The 18129-nt window shown below is 69.5% G+C and carries 14 protein-coding genes and 1 other RNA gene; 4 read left to right on the top strand and 11 right to left on the bottom strand.

What is annotated here, in order from left to right:
- Positions 1-30 precede the first annotated feature (30 nt).
- The 3 genes from QY917_RS03905 to QY917_RS03895 all read right to left on the bottom strand — a co-directional run bounded on the left by QY917_RS03905 (position 31) and on the right by QY917_RS03895 (position 3022).
- Entirely contained in the window at positions 31-1137 is a 1107-nt protein-coding gene (locus QY917_RS03905) for a DUF6817 domain-containing protein (protein WP_015913093.1), read from the bottom strand.
- A 162-nt stretch (positions 1138-1299) separates the two neighbouring features.
- The gene (locus QY917_RS03900) at positions 1300-1965 is read right to left on the bottom strand and encodes a methionine ABC transporter permease (RefSeq protein ID WP_011805550.1); all 666 of its coding nucleotides are present in this window, start codon (positions 1963-1965) and stop codon (positions 1300-1302) included.
- 10 nt (positions 1966-1975) lie between these two features.
- Complete coding sequence (locus QY917_RS03895) at positions 1976-3022, bottom strand: methionine ABC transporter ATP-binding protein (RefSeq protein ID WP_123676388.1); 1047 nt, start codon at positions 3020-3022, stop codon at positions 1976-1978.
- A 531-nt stretch (positions 3023-3553) separates the two neighbouring features.
- Between QY917_RS03895 and QY917_RS03890 the strand changes: the two genes are divergently transcribed.
- Positions 3554-4786, top strand: a complete 1233-nt coding sequence (locus tag QY917_RS03890; protein WP_302078716.1) for an MFS transporter — start codon at positions 3554-3556, stop codon at positions 4784-4786.
- A gap of 9 nt (positions 4787-4795) precedes the next feature.
- Here the strand turns inward: QY917_RS03890 and QY917_RS03885 are convergent, their stop codons facing one another.
- The 4 genes from QY917_RS03885 to dnaX all read right to left on the bottom strand — a co-directional run bounded on the left by QY917_RS03885 (position 4796) and on the right by dnaX (position 8418).
- Positions 4796-5203, bottom strand: coding sequence for an MAPEG family protein (locus QY917_RS03885; RefSeq protein WP_011805553.1), 408 nt, complete (start codon positions 5201-5203; stop codon positions 4796-4798).
- Between the two features lie 64 nt (positions 5204-5267).
- The gene (gene recR, locus QY917_RS03880; RefSeq protein WP_123676389.1) at positions 5268-5858 is read right to left on the bottom strand and encodes a recombination mediator RecR; all 591 of its coding nucleotides are present in this window, start codon (positions 5856-5858) and stop codon (positions 5268-5270) included.
- A gap of 158 nt (positions 5859-6016) precedes the next feature.
- Positions 6017-6349: a YbaB/EbfC family nucleoid-associated protein gene (locus QY917_RS03875; RefSeq protein ID WP_123676390.1), complete on the bottom strand. Its 333-nt coding sequence runs from the start codon at positions 6347-6349 to the stop codon at positions 6017-6019.
- A gap of 29 nt (positions 6350-6378) precedes the next feature.
- Positions 6379-8418, bottom strand: coding sequence for a DNA polymerase III subunit gamma/tau (gene dnaX / locus QY917_RS03870; protein ID WP_123676391.1), 2040 nt, complete (start codon positions 8416-8418; stop codon positions 6379-6381).
- Between the two features lie 236 nt (positions 8419-8654).
- Between dnaX and QY917_RS03865 the strand changes: the two genes are divergently transcribed.
- The 3 genes from QY917_RS03865 to QY917_RS03855 all read left to right on the top strand — a co-directional run bounded on the left by QY917_RS03865 (position 8655) and on the right by QY917_RS03855 (position 9980).
- Positions 8655-8933 carry a hypothetical protein gene (locus QY917_RS03865; protein WP_148061008.1) on the top strand — a complete coding sequence of 93 codons (279 nt, stop codon included), beginning with the start codon at positions 8655-8657 and terminating at the stop codon, positions 8931-8933.
- A 41-nt stretch (positions 8934-8974) separates the two neighbouring features.
- Positions 8975-9071, top strand: an RNA gene (gene ffs / locus QY917_RS03860) — signal recognition particle sRNA small type.
- 273 nt (positions 9072-9344) lie between these two features.
- Positions 9345-9980 carry a hypothetical protein gene (locus QY917_RS03855; protein ID WP_162844555.1) on the top strand — a complete coding sequence of 212 codons (636 nt, stop codon included), beginning with the start codon at positions 9345-9347 and terminating at the stop codon, positions 9978-9980.
- 85 nt (positions 9981-10065) lie between these two features.
- Here QY917_RS03855 and QY917_RS03850 read toward each other — a convergent pair whose 3' ends face one another.
- The 4 genes from QY917_RS03850 to QY917_RS03835 form a co-directional block, all read right to left on the bottom strand.
- Positions 10066-11409 (bottom strand): TIGR03862 family flavoprotein, encoded by a 1344-nt coding sequence (locus QY917_RS03850; RefSeq protein ID WP_088888536.1) that lies wholly within the window; start codon positions 11407-11409, stop codon positions 10066-10068.
- A 13-nt stretch (positions 11410-11422) separates the two neighbouring features.
- Entirely contained in the window at positions 11423-12118 is a 696-nt protein-coding gene (locus QY917_RS03845) for a class I SAM-dependent methyltransferase (RefSeq protein WP_123676394.1), read from the bottom strand.
- Positions 12119-12221: 103 nt separating this feature from the next.
- Positions 12222-15527 (bottom strand): exodeoxyribonuclease V subunit beta, encoded by a 3306-nt coding sequence (locus tag QY917_RS03840; protein WP_123676395.1) that lies wholly within the window; start codon positions 15525-15527, stop codon positions 12222-12224.
- Positions 15520-18090: a PD-(D/E)XK nuclease family protein gene (locus QY917_RS03835; protein ID WP_123676396.1), complete on the bottom strand. Its 2571-nt coding sequence runs from the start codon at positions 18088-18090 to the stop codon at positions 15520-15522. The genes QY917_RS03840 and QY917_RS03835 overlap by 8 nt, the downstream gene beginning before the upstream one ends.
- Positions 18091-18129 lie beyond the last annotated feature (39 nt).

Here is an 18129-nt window from a genome sequence, read left to right as displayed (position 1 = left end):
CCGCCCCGGGAAGGCCGCGGCGTCGCCCCGTCAGCCCTTGAGCGCCACGTTGTTGAGCTTGTCCAGCCGCGCGGGCCAGCCGCCCTCCTCGGCCGACTGCAGCAGGATGCGCGTCCAGGCGATCCAGGCGTCCCACTGCACGCGCTTGTCCCAGGCATTGCCCCAGGCGCTGAAGGCCTGCAGCGCTCCGCGTGCGGCGCACGCCGCGTCGTGCGCGCGGCCGGCCGACAGGTACAGCTGTGCCAGCACCATCTGCGGCTCGCCCACCCAGGGGTTCAGGCGCACGGCCTGCTCCAGCGTGGCCGTGGCGCCGTCCAGGTCCACCAGCGGCTGCGCCAACTGGATCACCGACCAATACAGGGCCGTGGCGGCCGCCTCGTCCTGCGCCGTCAGGCCCTGGCTGCAGTGGTCGAACACGGGCGGCAGCGGCAACTGCCCGCGCAGCCCGGGGTGCTGCAACGCCAGGCCCAGCGCCGCGATCTGGCTGACCATGCGGGCCGTGGGGCGCATGGGTCCGGGCCACAGCGACGCGGCCCAGTGCACGGCCTGTGGGCGCGAAGGATCGACGGCGGGAAAGCGCGAGTAGATGTCGTCCTGCCAGCTGAACCACTGCTCGATCGTGTCGGCCATGCTGACGATGGTGAAAGCCGCCACCTCGTAGGGTGCGAGGTGCACGGTCTGGCGCGGCGCGGGGCCGTTCTTCTCCACGACCAGCGAGCCGTCGGCCTGCAGCTCGCCGGCCAGCACCTTTTGCACGAACTGCGCACGGCTCATGGTGCAGAACAGGTACACCAGGTGTTCGGCGCTCTCGCCCACCAGCGCCTGCAGGCGGCCGCGCTCGCTGGCAGCGTCGAACTTCACCAGGTCGACGAAGGCATTGCCGTACACGCTGTGCAGCAGCCCGAGCAGACGCACGTCCCGGGGCTGGCCCCACAGCGCCAGCGACCGGGCCACGCCCACCAGGTGATGGCGGAAGGTTCCGGCCTTGTGCCAGTCCTGCCCCACGCCGCGCGCCAGCACCATGGGCAGCACGGGAGCCAGATCGGCATCGTGGGCCAGCCATTCATCGTCCAGCAGGGACTGGGCGCGCTGGAACAGCGCGTCATCCGGTGGCGCAAAGGCGGGCAGTGCGGACATGGCGGGGTCTCCTTCGTGGTAGTGGCTTTGCCATCGAGTATCGGCCAAGCCGCCCGCACACGCAGGTCTTCTGACAAAACAGCCCGCAGCGCCCGCTGTACAAGCGCCAAAAGCTATCAAATCAGGAGCTTACACATCCCGTGTGCGCCCCCCTGTCCTGCATCAGCGGTGCGACAGGCGGCGCACGGCCCAGTCACCCAGGCTCTGGATGGCCTGCACGAAGAAGATCAGGATGACCACCACGGCCAGCATGATGTCGGGCAGGAAGCGCTGGTAGCCGTAGCGGATGCCCAGGTCGCCCAGCCCGCCGCCGCCGATGGCCCCGGCCATGGCCGAGTAGCCCGTGAGGCTCACGAAGCTGATGGTCAGGCCCGCCACGATGCCCGGCAGCGCCTCGGGCAGCAACACCTTCCACACGATCTGGCCGGTGGTGGCGCCCATGGACTGCGCGGCCTCCACCAGGCCGTTGTCCACCTCGCGCAGCGCCGTCTCCACCAGCCGCGCCACGAACGGCGCCGCGGCGATGGTCAGCGGCACCACGGCCGCCCAGGTGCCGATGGACGAGCCGGTGATGAAACGCGTGAACGGGATGATGGCCACCAGCAGGATGATGAACGGCGTGGAGCGCACGGCATTCACGATCCAGCCCACGATCTTGTTGGCGGGGCCGTTCTCCAGCACGCCGCCCGCATCCGTGAGGCGCAGGAACACACCCAGCGGAATGCCCACCAGGCCGCCAACGATGCCGGACACGCCGACCATGATGATCGTCTCCCACAGCGAGGTGACGAACAACTCCAGCATCATTTCAGAAAAGTTCTCGAACATCGCCCGCCCCTCAGCCTGTCACTTCCACGGTGCGCACCACCACGCCGTTGGCACGCAGATAGTCGATGGCCGCGCCGATGCGCGCCATGTTGCCGCTGGCGTACACCGCCAGCGAACCGAAGGTCTGGTCCTGGATCTCGTCGATCTGGCCATGCAGGATGGACAGGTCCAGTCCCAGCTCGCGGATCAGGTGCGACAGGATCGGCTCGTAGGCATGCTCACCCGCATACGACAGGCGCAGCAGCTGGCCGCTCGCGCCCGGCTCCAGCCGCGCGGCCAGGCTGCGCACGCGCGCCAGCACCCCGGCGGGCAGCTCCTGGGGCACGATCTCGTCGATCAGGCTCTTGGTGATGTCCTGCTGCGGGCGGGTGAACACGTCGACCACCGGGCCCATCTCCACGATGCGGCCCGCGTCGATCACGGCCACACGGTCGGCAATCTGCTTGATGACCTGCATCTGGTGCGTGATCAGCACCACCGTCACGCCCATTTCGCGGTTCACCTGGCGCAGCAGGTCCAGGATGGAACGGGTTGTCTCGGGGTCCAGCGCGCTGGTGGCCTCGTCGGACAGCAGCACCTTCGGGTTGCTGGCCAGCGCGCGCGCAATGCCCACGCGCTGCTTCTGCCCGCCCGAGATCTGCGCCGGGTAGCGGTCGGCCAGGTGCGCCAGGCCCACCAGGTCCAGCAGCGGGTCGATGCGCTTCTTGATCTCGGCCCGCGGCATGCCCGCCAGCTCCAGCGGCAGCGCGGCGTTGTCGAACACCGTGCGCGATGACAGCAGGTTGAAGTGCTGGAACACCATGCCGATCTCGCGGCGCGCGGCGCGCAGGTCGGCGTCGGACAGTTGGGTCATGTCGCGCCCCGCCACCATCACCTGTCCCGACGTGGGGCGGTTGAGCAGGTTGATGACGCGGACCAGCGAACTCTTGCCCGCGCCCGAACGGCCGATGATGCCGAACACCTCGCCCGGCGTGACATGCAGGTCGATGCCGCGCAGGGCTTCGACGGGGCCCTGCGGGCCCGGGTAGATCTGGGTGATACCCCGAAGGTTAATCATGAAATGCAATGCAAAGCGCGCGCAGGCTGCCCCCTCAGGGATGGCCAGCCGCGGCGGGTGAAGATCAGAACAGCGGGTGAATGTAATTGTTCGTTATGAAAAACCCAACGAACAAAAAGTAGGCACATAAGACGGCCCCGTTATGAGGCGTGCTTCAGCGAGCCGCGCGCTGCCCCTGTCGGGCGGCAGTGCCACGCAGTAGCGGAGCACAGGGGCGATTTTAGGTGACGGGGCAAATCCCCGGCCGGCGTGCGCCTGCGCCTGGGGAAGGAGCACGCGCAACTGCAGCCGTCCGGCCAGGGCGAATGGCAACCGGTGCCAGCCCGCCCAGCGATGCGCAAGACTCGCCTACCACCGACAGCACAAGCGTATGGCGCGCCACCTATCCACGGCTGCGTGGCGCGTGGGGTCTAGCGCCGGCGGCCTGCATGGGGCCCCTCGCCCACCGTACCATTCACCGTTCCCGACACGCCCCGCTGCCGGCTCCCCGTCGCCGCCGCTCCCCACCGCGCGGGCTTTCTCCCTCCACCTATGCAAGAACGCTCCTGGTCTCCCGTTGTCTGGATTGGCTATGCCATGTGCGTCGGCGTCATGGGCACGGCGCTGGCCAGCCCGCTGTACCCGCTCTACCAGCAGGCCTGGGGGCTCAAGCCCAGCGACATCACGCATCTTTTCGTGGTGTACATGTTCGGCGCGCTCACCAGCCTGCTGTTTCTGGGGCGGCTCACGCAGCGCCACGGCTTCCTGGCCATCCTGCGCACGGGCCTCACACTGATGACCGCGGGCGTGGTGCTATCGGCCCTGGCGTGGAATGTGCCCGTCTTCATGCTGGCGCGGCTCATGATCGGGCTGGCGTCGGGAATGATCACCACCTCGGCCTCCATCGGCATGGTGCAGGCCCGCCCCGGGCGTGATCCACGGCGCACGGCCGCACTGACCACCGTGGCGATGACGCTGGGCTTCGGCCTGGGGCCGCTCGTGGGCGGCTTGATGGCCCAGTGGGTGCCCCACCCGCTCGTCACCGCCTACGTGCCCACGGCGGCCATGGGTCTGCTGGCGGTGTATGCGCTGCACCAACTGCGCGGGCTGCCCACAGGGGGAACGCGGGACGATGCCCTGCCGCCCGGCACCTGGCGCGGCGTGATCGCGCAGTGGATGCCGCGGCTCACACCGCCGCCGCGCCTGCGCCGGCGCCAGTTCTGGCTGGCGAGCATGGGCGCCTTCAGCGCCTTCGGCATGTTCAGCCTGTACTCATCGCTGGCGCCCAGCTTCATGCAGGAGATCGTGCCCTGGCATGGGCCGGCCGTGAGCGGACTGTCGATCGCGATGATCCTGTTCCTGTCGTCCGCGTTCCAGTTCATGGTGCGCAACTGGCGCACCAAGCGCGTGGCCCTGGCCAGCGGCTGCGCGCTGGTGCTGTGCAACCTGCTGCTCATGGCGACCACGCTCACCGGCGCCACGCTGGTGTTTGGCGCGGCGGTGATCGCCACGGCCTTCGGCCATGGGCTGGCCAATGTGGCGGGCATGGGCGTGGTGGCCAAGCTCACCACGCCCGAAGAGCGCGGCGGCCTGCTGTCGTCCTACCTGATCGTGGGATACCTGGGCACCATCGTGCCCATCCTGGGCATGGGCTGGCTGTCGGACCATGTGGGCCTGAACCGCGGCTTGCTGGTGTTCTGCGGCGCCATGGCCCTGCTGAGCGCCGTGGTCACCGCGCTGGGCATGCGCACCGCGGAAATCCCCGTGCCGCAGCAGCACCTTTAACCGCTGGTGTCAGCGCCAGCCGATCAGCAGGATGGCGATGTTGACCAGCAGTCCCGCGCCCCACACCAGGCTGCGCGCCGTGGGCATGTCGCCCACGTACATGGTGATGTAGGACACGCGCAGCATCACGAACAGGAAGGCCAGCAGGTCCAGCATCATCTGCGGCGCGCCCAACTGGTGCGCGATGATGACCGCGCCGATGAAGAACGGCAGCGCCTCGAAGCTGTTGGCCTGCGCCGCATTGGCACGGGCGCGCCAGCCGGTCTGGCGAGCCAGCCACGCACGCGGGTCGTGGTTGTCGCTGCCGCGAAAACCACCCCGCTTGGCCAGCAGCGCGCAAGCCATGGGCAGCAGCGCCGCAATCAGCACGCACCAGTAGGCCACGGTGAAGCGGGCCACATGCATTGTTGTGTTCATTTTTGCAGTGTTTTGGGCCTCCAGCGCTTATCCAACAAGCGCTAGCAGCTATTGTTTTTGATATTCAGCGCCGATCCGCCAGCGCATGAGCGATGGTGCCCAGGTCCACGTATTCCAGCTCGCTACCCACGGGCACGCCCCGCGCCAGGCGCGTGACGTGCACGCCGCGGCGCTTGAGCGCCTCGCCGATCGCGTGGGCCGTGGCCTCTCCCTCGGCCGTGAAGCTGGTGGCCAGGATCACCTCCTGCACCACGCCGTCGCTGGCGCGCTCCAGCAGGTTGTGCACACCGATGTCGCGCGGCCCCACCCCATCCAGCGGCGACAGCCGCCCCATGAGCACGAAGTACAGCCCCTTGAACGCCGCGGTGCGCTCCATCGCGGCCTGGTCGGCGGGTGTCTCCACCACGCACAGGCGGGTGGCGTCGCGCGCCGGGTCCAGGCAGGTCTCGCACACCGCGCCCTCGGTGAAGGTGTGGCAGCGCTCGCAATGGCGCACCTGCGTTGCCGCTTGCGCCAGCGCCTGCGACAGCATCTGCGCGCCGGCGCGGTCATGCTGCAGCAGATGGAACGCCATGCGCTGCGCCGACTTCACGCCCACACCGGGCAGGCGCCGCAGGGCCTGGATCAGTGCGTCAAGAGAACCGGTGTCGGACATGAAGAATGGATTTCGGAGTGCACACGCCGCCCTCAAGGGCGTAGCGAGCGCCTGCCAGGCGAGGCGGACGGAGCACAGCAACCGGAACGTACTTGCCTAGTACGTGAGGATTGCGAGCACTGCCCAACGACGCGTGGCCAGCGCGCAGTAGCCTGCCCTCAGAAGGGGAATTTCATGCCGCCGGGAAGGCCTGGCATGCCGGCCGTGATCTTAGCCATCTTCTCGGCCGAGGTTTCCTCGGCCTTGCGCACCGCGGCGTTGAAAGCGGCGGCCACCAGGTCTTCCAGCATGTCCTTGTCGTCGGCCAGCAGGCTGGAGTCGATGGTCACGCGCTTGACGTCGTGCTTGCAGGTCATCAGCACCTTCACCAGGCCGGCGCCGGATTCGCCTTCGACCTCGATGTTGGCCAGATCGTCCTGGGCCTTCTTCAGGTTGTCCTGCATGGCCTGGGCCTGCTTCATGAGGCCGGCGAGCTGTCCCTTGTTGAACATGGATGGTTTCCTTTGCGTTTCAAAAATGGTTATGCAGGCTTGATGCTGCCCGGGACGATTTTCGCCCCGAAATCACGCATCAGTTGCTGCACGTAGGGGTCGTTGTGGACGATCTCCTCGGCCACGCGCTGGCGTTCGGCTGCGGCGTGCGCGTTGCGGCGCGCGGGGCTGTCGATCACCACACCCACCTCCACGCTGATCTGGCGCGCATGGCCTGCGGCCTCCAGCGCCGCGCGCAGGCGCTCGCGCGCCGTGGGCTGGTTGAGCGACTCCCGCTCCACGCGCAGCAGCCAATGGTCCGGGTCACGCGCCACCAGTTGCGACTGCAGCGCCAGTTCGCGCACCAGGGCGGTGATGGCCTCCTGGGCAATGAGCTGCTGCACGGTGGCATGCCAGACATCGCCCTCCTCCGTGCGCACCAGCCGCGCGGGTGCCGGGGCCGCCGATGGCAGGGGCTGCAGGCGCGCGCCGGGTTCCGGCGCGGTACGCACGGGTATTGCTACCGTTTCAGGAGCTGCTTGCGCTGTATGGGCGGGTGCTGGAGGTGTTTTTTGCCTTAAATCCTCAGGGGAGCGTACGGGCAGACGCACAGGCGCTGCGGCCCGTACGGGCGCCTGGGCCGCGTCGCCGGCTTCCCACGGGGGCGATTCGCGGTCGCCCGCGTCCAACGCGTCCTGCACGGCCTGGTTCACATCGTCCGGCGTGGCTTGCGCCCGAGTGGGCGCTGCCGATGCGGCGGGCCGGGCGGGCGCGGCAGTCGCGCAGTCCATCGCGGGCGCCGCGACCGGAGCCGGGTGCACCGACACCGGCGGCGGTGCGGGAGCCCGGTCCGCGGCGGCCGGCACAGCCTGCGGTGCCTGGACTACCGGCGTATCGGCCGGCGCATGGGCCGACGGCGCTGCGGCTTCAGGCCGCGTCAGAGTTTTTTTTTCAGCCGAGGCAGCCGCGCCGCCTTCCGAAGCCGCCGGCTTGAACGCCAACAGGCGCAGCAGCACCATGGTCAGCGCGGCATATTCATCGGGCGCCAGACCCAGATCGGCGCGGCCGTGCAGGCAGATGCTGTACAGCAGCTGCGTCTCGTCGGCCGGCAGGGCGGCAGACAGGCGCGCAACCTCTGCCGCCTCAGGGTCGCTGGCGTCCGCGGCCGCAGCCATCTGCGGAACGGCCTGCAACACGGCCATGCGCTGCAGCACGGCGCTCATGTCCTCCAGCGTGGAGGCGGCGGACAGGCCGTTGATGCGCAGGGTGTCCGCCGTCTCGACCACCGTGCGGCCATCGCCCTGCGCCAGCGCGTCGATCAGACGGAACACATGGCTGCGGTCCACGCTGCCCAGCATCTGGCGCACAGCGGCTTCCTGCAATTGGCCGCTGCCGAAGGCAATCGCCTGGTCGGTCAGGCTGAGCGCGTCGCGCATGGAACCGCGCGCTGCGCGGGCCAGCAGCCGCAGGGCCTGCGGCTCGGCGGGCACGTTCTCGGCGGCGAGCACGCGGGTGAGGTGCTCCAGCACCGTCTCGGGCGCCATGGGCCGCAGGTTGAACTGCAGGCAGCGCGAGAGCACCGTGACTGGCACCTTCTGTGGATCGGTGGTGGCCAGCACGAACTTGAGGTATTCCGGCGGCTCCTCCAGCGTCTTGAGCATGGCGTTGAACGCCGTGTTCGTGAGCATGTGCACTTCGTCGATCATGAAGACCTTGAAGCGCCCCTGCACCGGCTTGTAGACGGCCTGCTCCAGCAGCCCCTGTACCTCGTCCACGCCGCGGTTGGAGGCGGCATCCAGCTCGGTGTAGTCAGGAAACCGGCCGCTGTCGATGTCGGTACAGGCCGGGCACACGCCGCAGGGCGTGGCAGTGATGCCGCCTTGGCCGTCCGGACCCTGGCAATTGAGCGACTTGGCCAGGATGCGCGAGACCGTGGTTTTGCCCACGCCGCGCGTGCCGGTGAACAGGTAGGCGTGGTGCAGCCGCTGCTGCGTGAGCGCGTTGGAGAGCGCCTGCACCACGTGCTCCTGCCCCACCATCTCAGAGAAGGTCTTGGGACGGTATTTGCGGGCGAGCACAAGATAGGACATGGGGCGTGATTCTATGTGCGGGCCAGACACGCAGCGCGCCAAGGCTTCTAGCTGGCCCGGGCCTACGCAGGCCACCGCGCCGACCGAGGGTGATCTGCTCTCTGCCAGGATTCACACTCCCCGGGAACGACTGCAAACTGCCAGTCGCACCGTACCGCCATGTTGCCCGCCTTGCTTCATCCTTTGCAGCCCGCAGGCGGCTATCGCGACAAGGGTTGCTGACCCGGTCGGCTGCGGTGCGTCTCGCCTGCTGGCTACTGTGTCTGTGCCTGCAGCCGCCGACGCAGGCCCAGGATGGTTCTAAAGACACCTCCGCCGACGATCCACCGACGCAGCAGCAGGCACTACCTGCGGCCCTGGATCTGCGTGCGCGTGACTACCCCGAGCCAGACGGTTACTCGCTGCCCAGCACGCCCGAGTTTGGCGCCATCGGCGTGCAGCTGCAGGGCGACTCACGTTTGCTGCTGCGCGTCCGGCGCGGCGGCCCCATGCTGTACTACCGGGCAAAGTTCTGACGGGCCACGGGCAGAGCGTGGTTCGTCGTACAATCACAGGCGACGGGCCTCCCCGCATGGTGAAGCGGCCAACCGGGTCAGGTGGGGAACCAAGCAGCCCTAACTGTGGAGCCAGTGCCGGGGGTAAGGCTCGTCACCTTCTTCTTCCTTTCCCCTTCTTTTTTTGCGTCGCCTGAGCGCCTTGCGCGTCATCGGGCGGTTGCGGCGTTGCCTGCACATGAACGCCGTGCGTCAGCTCCGTCCTACAGCGAAACAAGCACGGCGATCGCGACAAGCACGTGCCCGCGGTCCATACTGCGCACCAGGAGTTCTCGCCACCGATCCACTTTCTTGCTGTCCCGTGCCGCCATGCTGTCTGCCATGTCCGCGCTGCTTGCAAGTCATCTGCTCCGGCCGCTGCCACGGCCGGCCATGGATTGGGGCATTGTGTGCCTGCTGTGCCTGTGCGCGGCATTTCCCGCCCGGAGCGATGAGAGCCTGGCAGACGGCGCTGCGGCCGCATTGCGAGAGGCTCAGGATGAGCCTTCTTCCGCCGCCTTCACGCAGAACACCGCCACCTACCCCGACCTGAACGGCAGCGATCTTCCGCGCGCAGCATTCGGCAACAGCGTTCAGTACACGGACATCACCCGTTGGCTCACGCCGCTGCAAGCTTCCCGCCTGGGGCTGACGCTGGGCGTGGTGGTTCCGTCGGACGGCGCGGCCCGCGCAGGATCCGTCAGCCCTGCCTACCCGCCAGGCACCCCGCAGGCTTACGACCTGGGTCTGCGCTGGCGATCACAGTTGCAGCCGCGCGTACGGCTGGACCTGCAGGCCTGGGCCCGCACCCACCCGCACACGGGCCTGCACGACGCCATGGGCATGATCTGGGGTCGCGACCAGGGCAGCAACTTTGGCACCCGTCTGGAGGTGCAATGGTCCGCATCGCGCACGCGCGGTCTGGTCCCCGAGCTGGGCGCCATCGGCGTGCAGTTGCAAGGCGATGCGCGGCTGGTGCTGCGCGCCCGCCGCGGCGGGCCCATGGTGTATTACCGCGCGAAGTTTTGACCGCGCGCTCATGCAACGCTCTGGGTTGACGCCGACCTTCTTGCAATGATCGCAGAGCATGCCCTAAAGCGGCGCCCCTGCTGTACTACGCCTGCGTTGCCAGCCAGTGCGCGGCACCCGCCCCTGCCGCACGCCCGGTGGCATAGCACGCAGTCAACAGATAACCCCCGGTGGGCGCCTCCCAGTCCAGCATCTCGCCCGCGCAGAAAACCCCGGGCATGGTGCGCAGCATGAGGCGCGTATCCAGCGCTTCGAAGGCCACGCCGCCGGCCGTGCTGATGGCCTCATCCAATGGGCGTGCTGCCACCACGGTGATGGGCAAGGCCTTGATGGCATGGGCCAGCGCCATCGGGTCGGACATACCATCCTTGCCCAGTTGTTCGTAGAGGACGGCGGTTTTGATGCCGTCCAGGCCCAGCCGGCTCTTGAGGTGGGTGGAAAGGCTGCGCGAGCCGCGCGGGTGGCGCACCTCGGCCAGCACGCGCTCGGGCGTGTGGTCGGGCAGCAAGTCCAAGTGGAAGGTGGCGTGACCGTGTGCCACGATCTCGTCGCGCAGCAGGCTGGAGACCGCATAGACCAGGCTGCCTTCCACGCCAGTGGCCGTGGCCACGAATTCCCCGCGCCGCTCAAAGCGCCGGCCCTGGCTGTCGGTGAAGGACAGCACCACCGACTTGAAGGGCTGGCCCGCGAAGCGCTCGACGAAATGCGGCGTCCAGCCGACGGCGGGCGCGCCTCGGCCGATGAGCTCCAGAAAGAACTCTCGCCGCGTCTCGCCCACGGGCGCATCCACGCGCGGTACGTCGAAACCGCAGTTGGACGGCGCCAGCGGCGCTACAGGCACGCCGCGCTGCGCCAGCAGCGGCGCCCAGGTACCGTCCGAGCCCAGACGGCCCCAGCTGCCGCCGCCCAGGGCCAGCACGACGGCGCGCGCCCTTACCCGCACCTCTCCCGCCGGCGCGGCAAAGCGCAGCACAGGCGGCGTGATGCCATTCAATGCGTCGGCCCAGCCCATCCAACGATGGCGCATGTGCAGCTGCACCCCCTGCCCGCGCAAGCGGTGCAGCCAGGCACGCAGAAGCGGCGCGGCTTTCATGTCCTTGGGGAACACCCGGCCCGACGTACCGACGAAGGTCTGCGCGCCCAAGGCATCAGCCCACGCGCGCAAGTCCTCGGGGCCAAAGTCTCGCAGCCAGGGCGTCAGCGCCTGCTGGCGATCGCCATAGCGCGCCATGAAGGCCGCCAGCGGCTCGGAATGCGTGAGGTTCAGCCCGCCCCTGCCCGCCAGCAGGAACTTGCGTCCCACCGAAGGCATGGCGTCGAACACCTGCACGCTCAGGCCCGCCGCTGCGGCGGTCTCGGCGGCCATCAGGCCAGCCGGCCCTGCGCCAATCACAGCGATCTCGCAGGATCGCAGATCCGTATCCATCATGGTGTTGCTTTCATCAACCCGCACGCCGCAGCAGGCGCACGTGCATGGGCCGCACGAAGTGCGCTCCCTGCATCGTGCAATGCGGCGCGAAGGCCGCCGCCACGCGCTTGCGCAAGGACGCGTCGATGCGGTGGTCGGCAAAGGTGGGGTTCATCATCCGCCGCTCAAACTGGGCGAAGTCCTCGAAATGCACAGGCATGTCGAATCGCCGTTGCGCCACCTGCTCCCAGGTGCCGCGGACAGCCAGCGCGCGGTCCAGCGCCGCCTGCGCAGCGGCGCGCACGATGCCTTCGTCGTTGTACAGGCGCACGATCTCGTTGAGCGCGCCTTCGTAGACCGGCTCAGAAACGTACAGATGCCCGCCGGCACGCAGCACGCGCGCCACTTCGGTCAGGGCCTGGTCCATCGCATCCAGCGGCACGTGGTGCAGGGACTTGAGCATCAGCGCCAGGTCGAACTGCGCGTCATCGCATGCAATGGCCTGCGCACCACCCACGGCAAAGCGCATGCGCGGCGGCGTGTCCTGCAGGTTGATTGCGTGCTGCCGGAGGTCCACTTCCAGCCCCAGACACCGCATGTCCGGCCAACGCTGCAGCATCTGCCGCGCCATGCGCGCTCCGCCGCATCCGAGTTCGATGACGCGCGTGCCGGGGGTTGGCAGCAACTCGACCAGGACATCCAGTTCATCAGGGACGAGGGTGTGGTTCATGGGTCATCGATCAATCGGCAGAATCAACCGATGGTACCTACCCCTGCGCGCGACGCGGGGTATTCCCGTACGCTGGCCACAGGCCCGGCGCCTGCCCACCCGGTCAGAACAGCACGCCCTGCCCTGGCGCGTCCACGACCACCAGCCTCCCATCGCCCGTCAAGAAAGCCGCGCCCACCCGCTCGCCCGGAAACTGCGCTCCCACCGCTTCGCGGTACAGGCGCAGCTGGGCCATCAGCTGCGGCTGGCGCTCGGGCGCGGTGGCGCTCTTGTAGTCCAGCACCCACCAGCGCGCACCCTCACGCGGCTGGCGCAGCCGCACCAGGCGGTCCAGACGCAGACCCTGGCCCTGGTAGACCAGCGGCGCTTCGTTGAGGGCCTGCTCCACGTGATCGGGGTTCCACGCCCAGGCACCCTCGCCCTGCAGAATGCTCCGCGCCATCGCTGCGGCCTGTGCGGCAGCCTCCGCCGTGATGTCGAAATCGCGCGCCAGCTGCGCCAGCCGCCGCGCGGGCCACACGCCGCCCGCCCGCAGGGCGCCGACCACGCCCGCCTGCTCCAGCAACTGGTGCATGGCCTCGCCCTGGCGCGACTGCGGGGTGGAGACGGGAGCACCCGCCGCAGCGGCTTGTGCCCTCGGCGCAGCCCCCGCATACGGCGGAAGCTGCGGCAACGCGACGGCGGCATCGTCAGCCACATCGCCCAATGGCGCGGCGGGCGGCACTGGCGCGTCCTGCAGGGACTCGGCCAGCCGGTTCCACCAACTGCCGGGCGCGGCCGTGCTGGACTGCACCGCCGACAAGGCCAGGCAATGCTTGGCGCGTGTCATGGCCACATAGAGGGTGTTGAGCTCCTCGCGCTGGCGCTCCGCCAGTTCCGCCGCCAGCAGGTCCACCGCACTGGGCGGCGGGTTGGATTCGCTGGCCAGAAAGACAAAGCGCAGCGGAGCGGCCTGCTCGCCCGGCCAGTCGACCAGCGCGCCCATGGTCTCGGCCTTCTGCGCGCGCGCATCGGTGTCCAGCAACAGCACGCTGTGCGCCTCCAGCCCTTTGGCGCCGTGGATGGTGAGCAGGCGCACGGCCTGCGCCTCCACGCGGCCGGGTGCGCGCATGCCCGGGCGCTTCATGGCGCGCACGAAGGCATAGGCCGTGAGGTAGCGTCCCCCGCCCTGCTGCAGCGCTGCGGCCAGCAAAGCGCGCAGGTTGGCCAGCACGCCCGCACGCTGCGAGGCGGGAGCCGCGGCGGCAAAGCGCGCGGGCACGTCGCCGTGTTCGTAGATGGCATGCAGCGCATCGTGGGGAGGGCGTGTTTCCACCCATCGCTTGTATTGAGCCAAAACAGGCGCCAGCGCTTGCAGCTCGGGCGGTAGCAGCTCACTTTTTTGAAGTACGTCGAACCAGCTGCACGGGGATCCTTCTGCGGCCGTCTGGCGTACCCGCAGCGCAATCTGCACCAGCGCGTCATCCGTCAGGCCGAACAGCGGCGAGCGCAGCGCACGCGCCAGCGAAAGGTCATGCCCCGGTGAGACCAGAGCATCCAGCAGCGCGACGATGTCCTGCACCTCGGGCGCCTCGCCCAGCTCGGCCTTCTCGGGCTGCACGCAGGGCACGTGCAGCGCGCGCAGGGCCTCCTGCAGGGAGGCCAGCCGGTCGCGCTTGCGCGCGAGCACCATGATCTCCTGCGGCTGCACGCCCGCGGCGATCTGCGCCGCCACCCATTGCGCAGCCTGCGCGCATTCGCGCATGCGCAGGGTTTCCTCGGCTTCATGGCGCGGCTGGGTCAGAGTGTCGCGCCACTCGGGGGCAGTGGCCGCGGCGGCATCACCCCCGTCAGGCGCCGTGATCGGGGGCAGGCGCAGCAGTTGCCCCGGGTCGCGCGATTCGGTGGTGTGGTCGCGAAAGCCCGCGTACTCACCCTGCGCCTGCGCCGCCTGCATGGCCTGGTTCACCGCTGCGATCACGCCGATGGCGTTGCGCCGCGTGTGGTCGCAGGCCAGCAGGTCGCCCCCCAGCCCCTCGCGTACGAAGGCCTGGGCGGCCTTGAAGACCTGCGGCTCGGCGCGGCGAAAGCGGTAGATGCTCTGCTTGGGGTCACCCACGATGAACACGCTGGGCGGCTGCTGGCCGCCGCCCGCGCCCGCGTAACCTGCCAGCCAGGCATGCAGCGCCTGCCACTGCAGCGGGTTGGTGTCCTGGAACTCATCCACCAGCAGGTGGCGCACGCGCGCGTCCAGCCGCTCCTGCACCCAGCCCGAGAGGATGGGGTCGGACAGCATGACCAGCGCCGTGCGCTCCACGTCGTTCATGTCCACCCAGCCGCGCTCGCGCTTGAGCTGGGCGAACTGCGCGATGAGCGCACGCGCCAGCCGCGCCATGCGCTGCTGGTGCAGCCAGGCCTCGTGCTGGCGGCGCGCGGCGCACAGGCGCTGCAGTTCACCCTCAGCCTCCTGCGCGGCGGCGAACTTCTCCAGATTCTTGGACAGGCGATCCTCGCTGGCCACGAAGAAGGCCTTGCGCAGCGTGTCCAGACGCTGGCCCAGGTCGTCGCACAGCCAGGCGTCGATCACCGCGTTGGCGGCCTTCTGCGGCGTCTTGTTCGCCTGCGCCCCCAGCACCTGGGCCCAGGCATGCCAGCGCTGGCGCGCTGCGTCGCCGGCCAGGGCATCGGCCGGATGGTGCAAGCCGGCAAGGTCCGCGAACTGCATGCCGAAATGCGGGATCGATGCGTCCACCACGCCCGCCTCGTCGGCCAGCGCGAACTCCACGCGCTTGGCCAGCGCGCCTTCGAGCGCCTTGTGCGTCTGCGAGCGGCCGTGATGTGCTACGCAGGCTTCGTAATCCGCGCGCAGCGCGGCGTCCTGCGCCACGGCGGCGAGGTAGGGGCGCCAAACCTCGCGCACTGCCTCGGCGTCATCCTCCAGCAAGTCGTAATGGGCGGGCAGGCCCTGCTGCTCCAGCACCGCCAGCGGCGCCGTGCCCAGCAGCGCCGCAAACCAGCTGTGAAAGGTGCGTATCTGCACGGGGCGGCCCGCGTCCAGCGTCTGCCGATATAGTTTTTGTAGCTGCTCGCGCTTGTCCAGAGCGCGCTGCGGCCCGATTCCTCTTGCAATCAGCTCCTTTTCCAGATCAGGCAGTGGCTTGGCCGCAAACTCCTGCAGCCATTCCTGCAGGCGCTGGCGCATTTCACCCGCGGCCTTCTTGGTGAAGGTGATGGCCAGGATCTCGTGCGGCGCACAGCCGTCCAGCAGCGCGCGCAGCATGCGCGAGACCAGCATCCAGGTCTTGCCGGCGCCGGCGCAGGCCTCCACGGCCACGCTGCGCTGCGGGTCGCAGGCAATGGCGTAGAAGGCCTCCCGCGTGACCGGTTGGCCGTTGTGTTCGTAGGCGGCTTGCGCGGCAGCTTCACTCATTCCAGAAATCCTTGCGGCACAGACCGCGCGCGGCGCACCATTCGCACACGCTGCCCTCGCCCAACGCGGGCAGCGGCGCGCCGGCGGCAATGCGCTGCATGTCGTGCGTGATGCCGTCCAGCAGCAGGTCGCGCAGGTGCACCACGTCGTCCTGCTCGTGCAGCCGGGTTTCGCCGCGCTCACCCACATTCACGTACACGGCCCGCAAGGTGTCGTCCTGCAGCAATGCGGCATAGAAGGCGAGCTGCGTGTCCTCGGACCCGGCCTTGATGCGCCCGCGCGTGAGGGCGTCGCTCTCGGTCTTGTAGTCGATCACCAGCGCCAGGGGTTCGCCGCCGCCCTGCGGACGCACGGCGTCCACACGGTCCAGTGTGCCGACCAGTTCCAGCGCGCCCAGCGGCTGGCGCGCGCGCAGCTCGGCCTGGCGAAAACAGGCGCCAGCGGCTTCGTGCTTGCCCAGCCATTCCAGATAGCCGGCGCGCAGCGCGGGCCAGCCCGAGGCGTAGGGCAGGAAGTCGCCCTCCTGCAGCCCCAGCTCGCGCGTAGCGCGCGCAGCCGCCTCGTCCATGAGCGCCGTGCGCGCCGCGGCGTCGCCCGTGGGCGCGTCCTGCAACGCCTCATGGAAGTGCTGCAGCACGGCATGCAGCCAGGTGCCGAAGTCACGTTTGTCCAGCCCAGCGTCCAGTTCGTCGTCTTCCTGCAGCTGCAGTTGGCGCAGCGCGAAGAAGCGGTAGGGACAGTGGCGCAGGTCGGAATATGCCGAGGACGATAGCCGTTGCACCGGCAGCTGCGCGCCCACCGGCAGCGGACGCGCCGTGGGTGCCGCGGGCACGCTGCGCGTCACCCGGGGATCGGCACCGTCCGTGCCGGTTCCGTCCAGCCGAAGCGCCTGGACCAGCGGGCTCGGCAGGAGGGGTTCGCCCCCCTCGTCGCCCACGCGCCACAGGAGGTCGACACGCGCAATACGCAGGGCATGCCGCCAGGCGGCGTGCTGCGCGGCGGCCAACACGTCGCGCGTGGGCAGCCCCAGTCCCTCGCGCTGCGCCTGCGTCCAGGGGCCGGGCGGTTCAGGCGCGGCCTGCAGGCGTTTCTCATCGCAGCCAGGCAGCACCAGCGCAGCGAACGGGCGCGCCAGCAGCTGCGGCAGGGGCAGAACCACCACGGGTGCATCGTCCACATAGGCCGGTCGATAGCGCGCGCATTCCAGCACCTCTCCCACCCAGCGTGTGAAGTCCGCCAGCGCCATGCGCGCACCGGCCCCGTCCATGTCCTGCAGATCGTCCTGCAGGCCCTCGGGCAGGCGCAGTTCGGCAAGCACGCGCACACCGGCCTCGTCCTGCTGCAGCCCGTCCCACAGGCCGCAGTCCTGCAGCAGCACGCGCAGCGACTGCAACCACTGGGCCAACGGCCGCGCGGCCCGCAGCTGCGCGCGCCAGGCCTGTACCTGGTCCGCCAACGCGGCCTCGGCCGGGCGCCGCTCAGCCAACGCCTGCAGTTGCGTCGCCGCGCCGCTCCAATGCCGAGCGCCCGCACGGCGCAGCCAGTGCTCCAGCGCGCGCAGTGCGGCCCCATCCACCGCGGGCGACTGCTTGAGCCAGTCGAGCACGGCATCGGCGGTGGCGTCCCAGGCACAGGCCTGCAGCACCGCCATCAGCCGCGCCGCAGCGTGGGTGGTGGAGAGCAGCCAGCCGTTTTCGTCGTGCACAGCCACGCCTGCGCCGCCGAGCAAGGCGCTGATGCGGCGGGTGAGCGCGCGGTCGTTGGCCACCAGTGCCACGGGCGCCTGTCCCTGCGCCAGGTGCTGCAGCACACAGGCGGCGGCACGCTGGGCCTCGTCCTCGGCATCGGGCACGGCATGCAAGGTTGGCACGCCGGCCTTCCCGCCGTCCATCACCTGCGGCAGGTCCACGACAAGGCCCGCCTCTGCCCAGTGCTGCGCCAGCGTGCGGGCCAGGGGGTCGGGTTGGAAGCCCTGCACCACCACCAGCAGCGGCACGGCCGCACGCACGCCAGACTCGAACAGCACATCCCCCACGTGGCGCGAGGCCAGCACCCATTCCAGGGCGATGCGCGCTGCGGCGGCCTCCAGCCGGAGCGCGCCACCGTCGCCCGCCGCCGGCAGCAGGGCGCGCGCCGCCTCGCCCCAGTCCGGGCGCCGCTCAGGAGCCACGGCCGCTGCCACCACCGCCAACTGCGCGGCCATCTCCAGCAGCGGACCGCTGAGGACTTCGCGGTGCGCGGCGAGACCGGCGCGGTCGAGCAATGCACGTGCGGTGACCGCATCGCGCGCCATATCGCCCGCGTACTCGCTGCCCTCCGCCAGAGGCGCGCCCAGCTGGGCAGCCCAGTTGCGCGTGGTCTCGAAGCGCGGCGCGAAACCCTGCGGGTAGGCGCGTTGCCATTGCCGGCGCGCCTCGCCCATGAGCTGGGCGTACGGCACCAGCACCACGGTGGCCGCCAGGTGCGCGCCGCGCTGCGCAGCCGCCGAGCGCACCTGCTCGAAAACCGCGCACCACCCCGCGCTGCACGCTGCGGCGTGATCGTCTTTTGCTATGGGTGTCATAGCGTTACAAGCACCGGCCATATGAGGATGCGGGGATTC

Origin of the sequence: Diaphorobacter sp. C33 (genome assembly GCF_030503915.1) — a bacterium.
GTDB classification, from domain to species: Bacteria; Pseudomonadota; Gammaproteobacteria; order Burkholderiales; family Burkholderiaceae_C; genus Diaphorobacter; species Diaphorobacter nitroreducens.
This window is presented reverse-complemented; position numbering and strand designations above follow the sequence as displayed.

Excerpts from the sequence above, each read along its gene's own strand:
- QY917_RS03905 (WP_015913093.1), bottom strand. The coding sequence starts at position 1,137 with ATGTCCGCACTGCCCGCCTTTGCGCCACCGGATGACGCGCTGTTCCAG.
- QY917_RS03900 (WP_011805550.1), bottom strand. The coding sequence starts at position 1,965 with ATGTTCGAGAACTTTTCTGAAATGATGCTGGAGTTGTTCGTCACCTCG.
- QY917_RS03895 (WP_123676388.1), bottom strand. The coding sequence starts at position 3,022 with ATGATTAACCTTCGGGGTATCACCCAGATCTACCCGGGCCCGCAGGGC.
- QY917_RS03890 (WP_302078716.1), top strand. The coding sequence starts at position 3,554 with ATGCAAGAACGCTCCTGGTCTCCCGTTGTCTGGATTGGCTATGCCATG.
- QY917_RS03885 (WP_011805553.1), bottom strand. The coding sequence starts at position 5,203 with ATGAACACAACAATGCATGTGGCCCGCTTCACCGTGGCCTACTGGTGC.
- recR (WP_123676389.1), bottom strand. The coding sequence starts at position 5,858 with ATGTCCGACACCGGTTCTCTTGACGCACTGATCCAGGCCCTGCGGCGC.
- QY917_RS03875 (WP_123676390.1), bottom strand. The coding sequence starts at position 6,349 with ATGTTCAACAAGGGACAGCTCGCCGGCCTCATGAAGCAGGCCCAGGCC.
- dnaX (WP_123676391.1), bottom strand. The coding sequence starts at position 8,418 with ATGTCCTATCTTGTGCTCGCCCGCAAATACCGTCCCAAGACCTTCTCT.
- QY917_RS03855 (WP_162844555.1), top strand. The coding sequence starts at position 9,345 with ATGGATTGGGGCATTGTGTGCCTGCTGTGCCTGTGCGCGGCATTTCCC.
- QY917_RS03850 (WP_088888536.1), bottom strand. The coding sequence starts at position 11,409 with ATGATGGATACGGATCTGCGATCCTGCGAGATCGCTGTGATTGGCGCA.
- QY917_RS03845 (WP_123676394.1), bottom strand. The coding sequence starts at position 12,118 with ATGAACCACACCCTCGTCCCTGATGAACTGGATGTCCTGGTCGAGTTG.
- QY917_RS03840 (WP_123676395.1), bottom strand. The coding sequence starts at position 15,527 with ATGAGTGAAGCTGCCGCGCAAGCCGCCTACGAACACAACGGCCAACCG.
- QY917_RS03835 (WP_123676396.1), bottom strand. The coding sequence starts at position 18,090 with ATGACACCCATAGCAAAAGACGATCACGCCGCAGCGTGCAGCGCGGGG.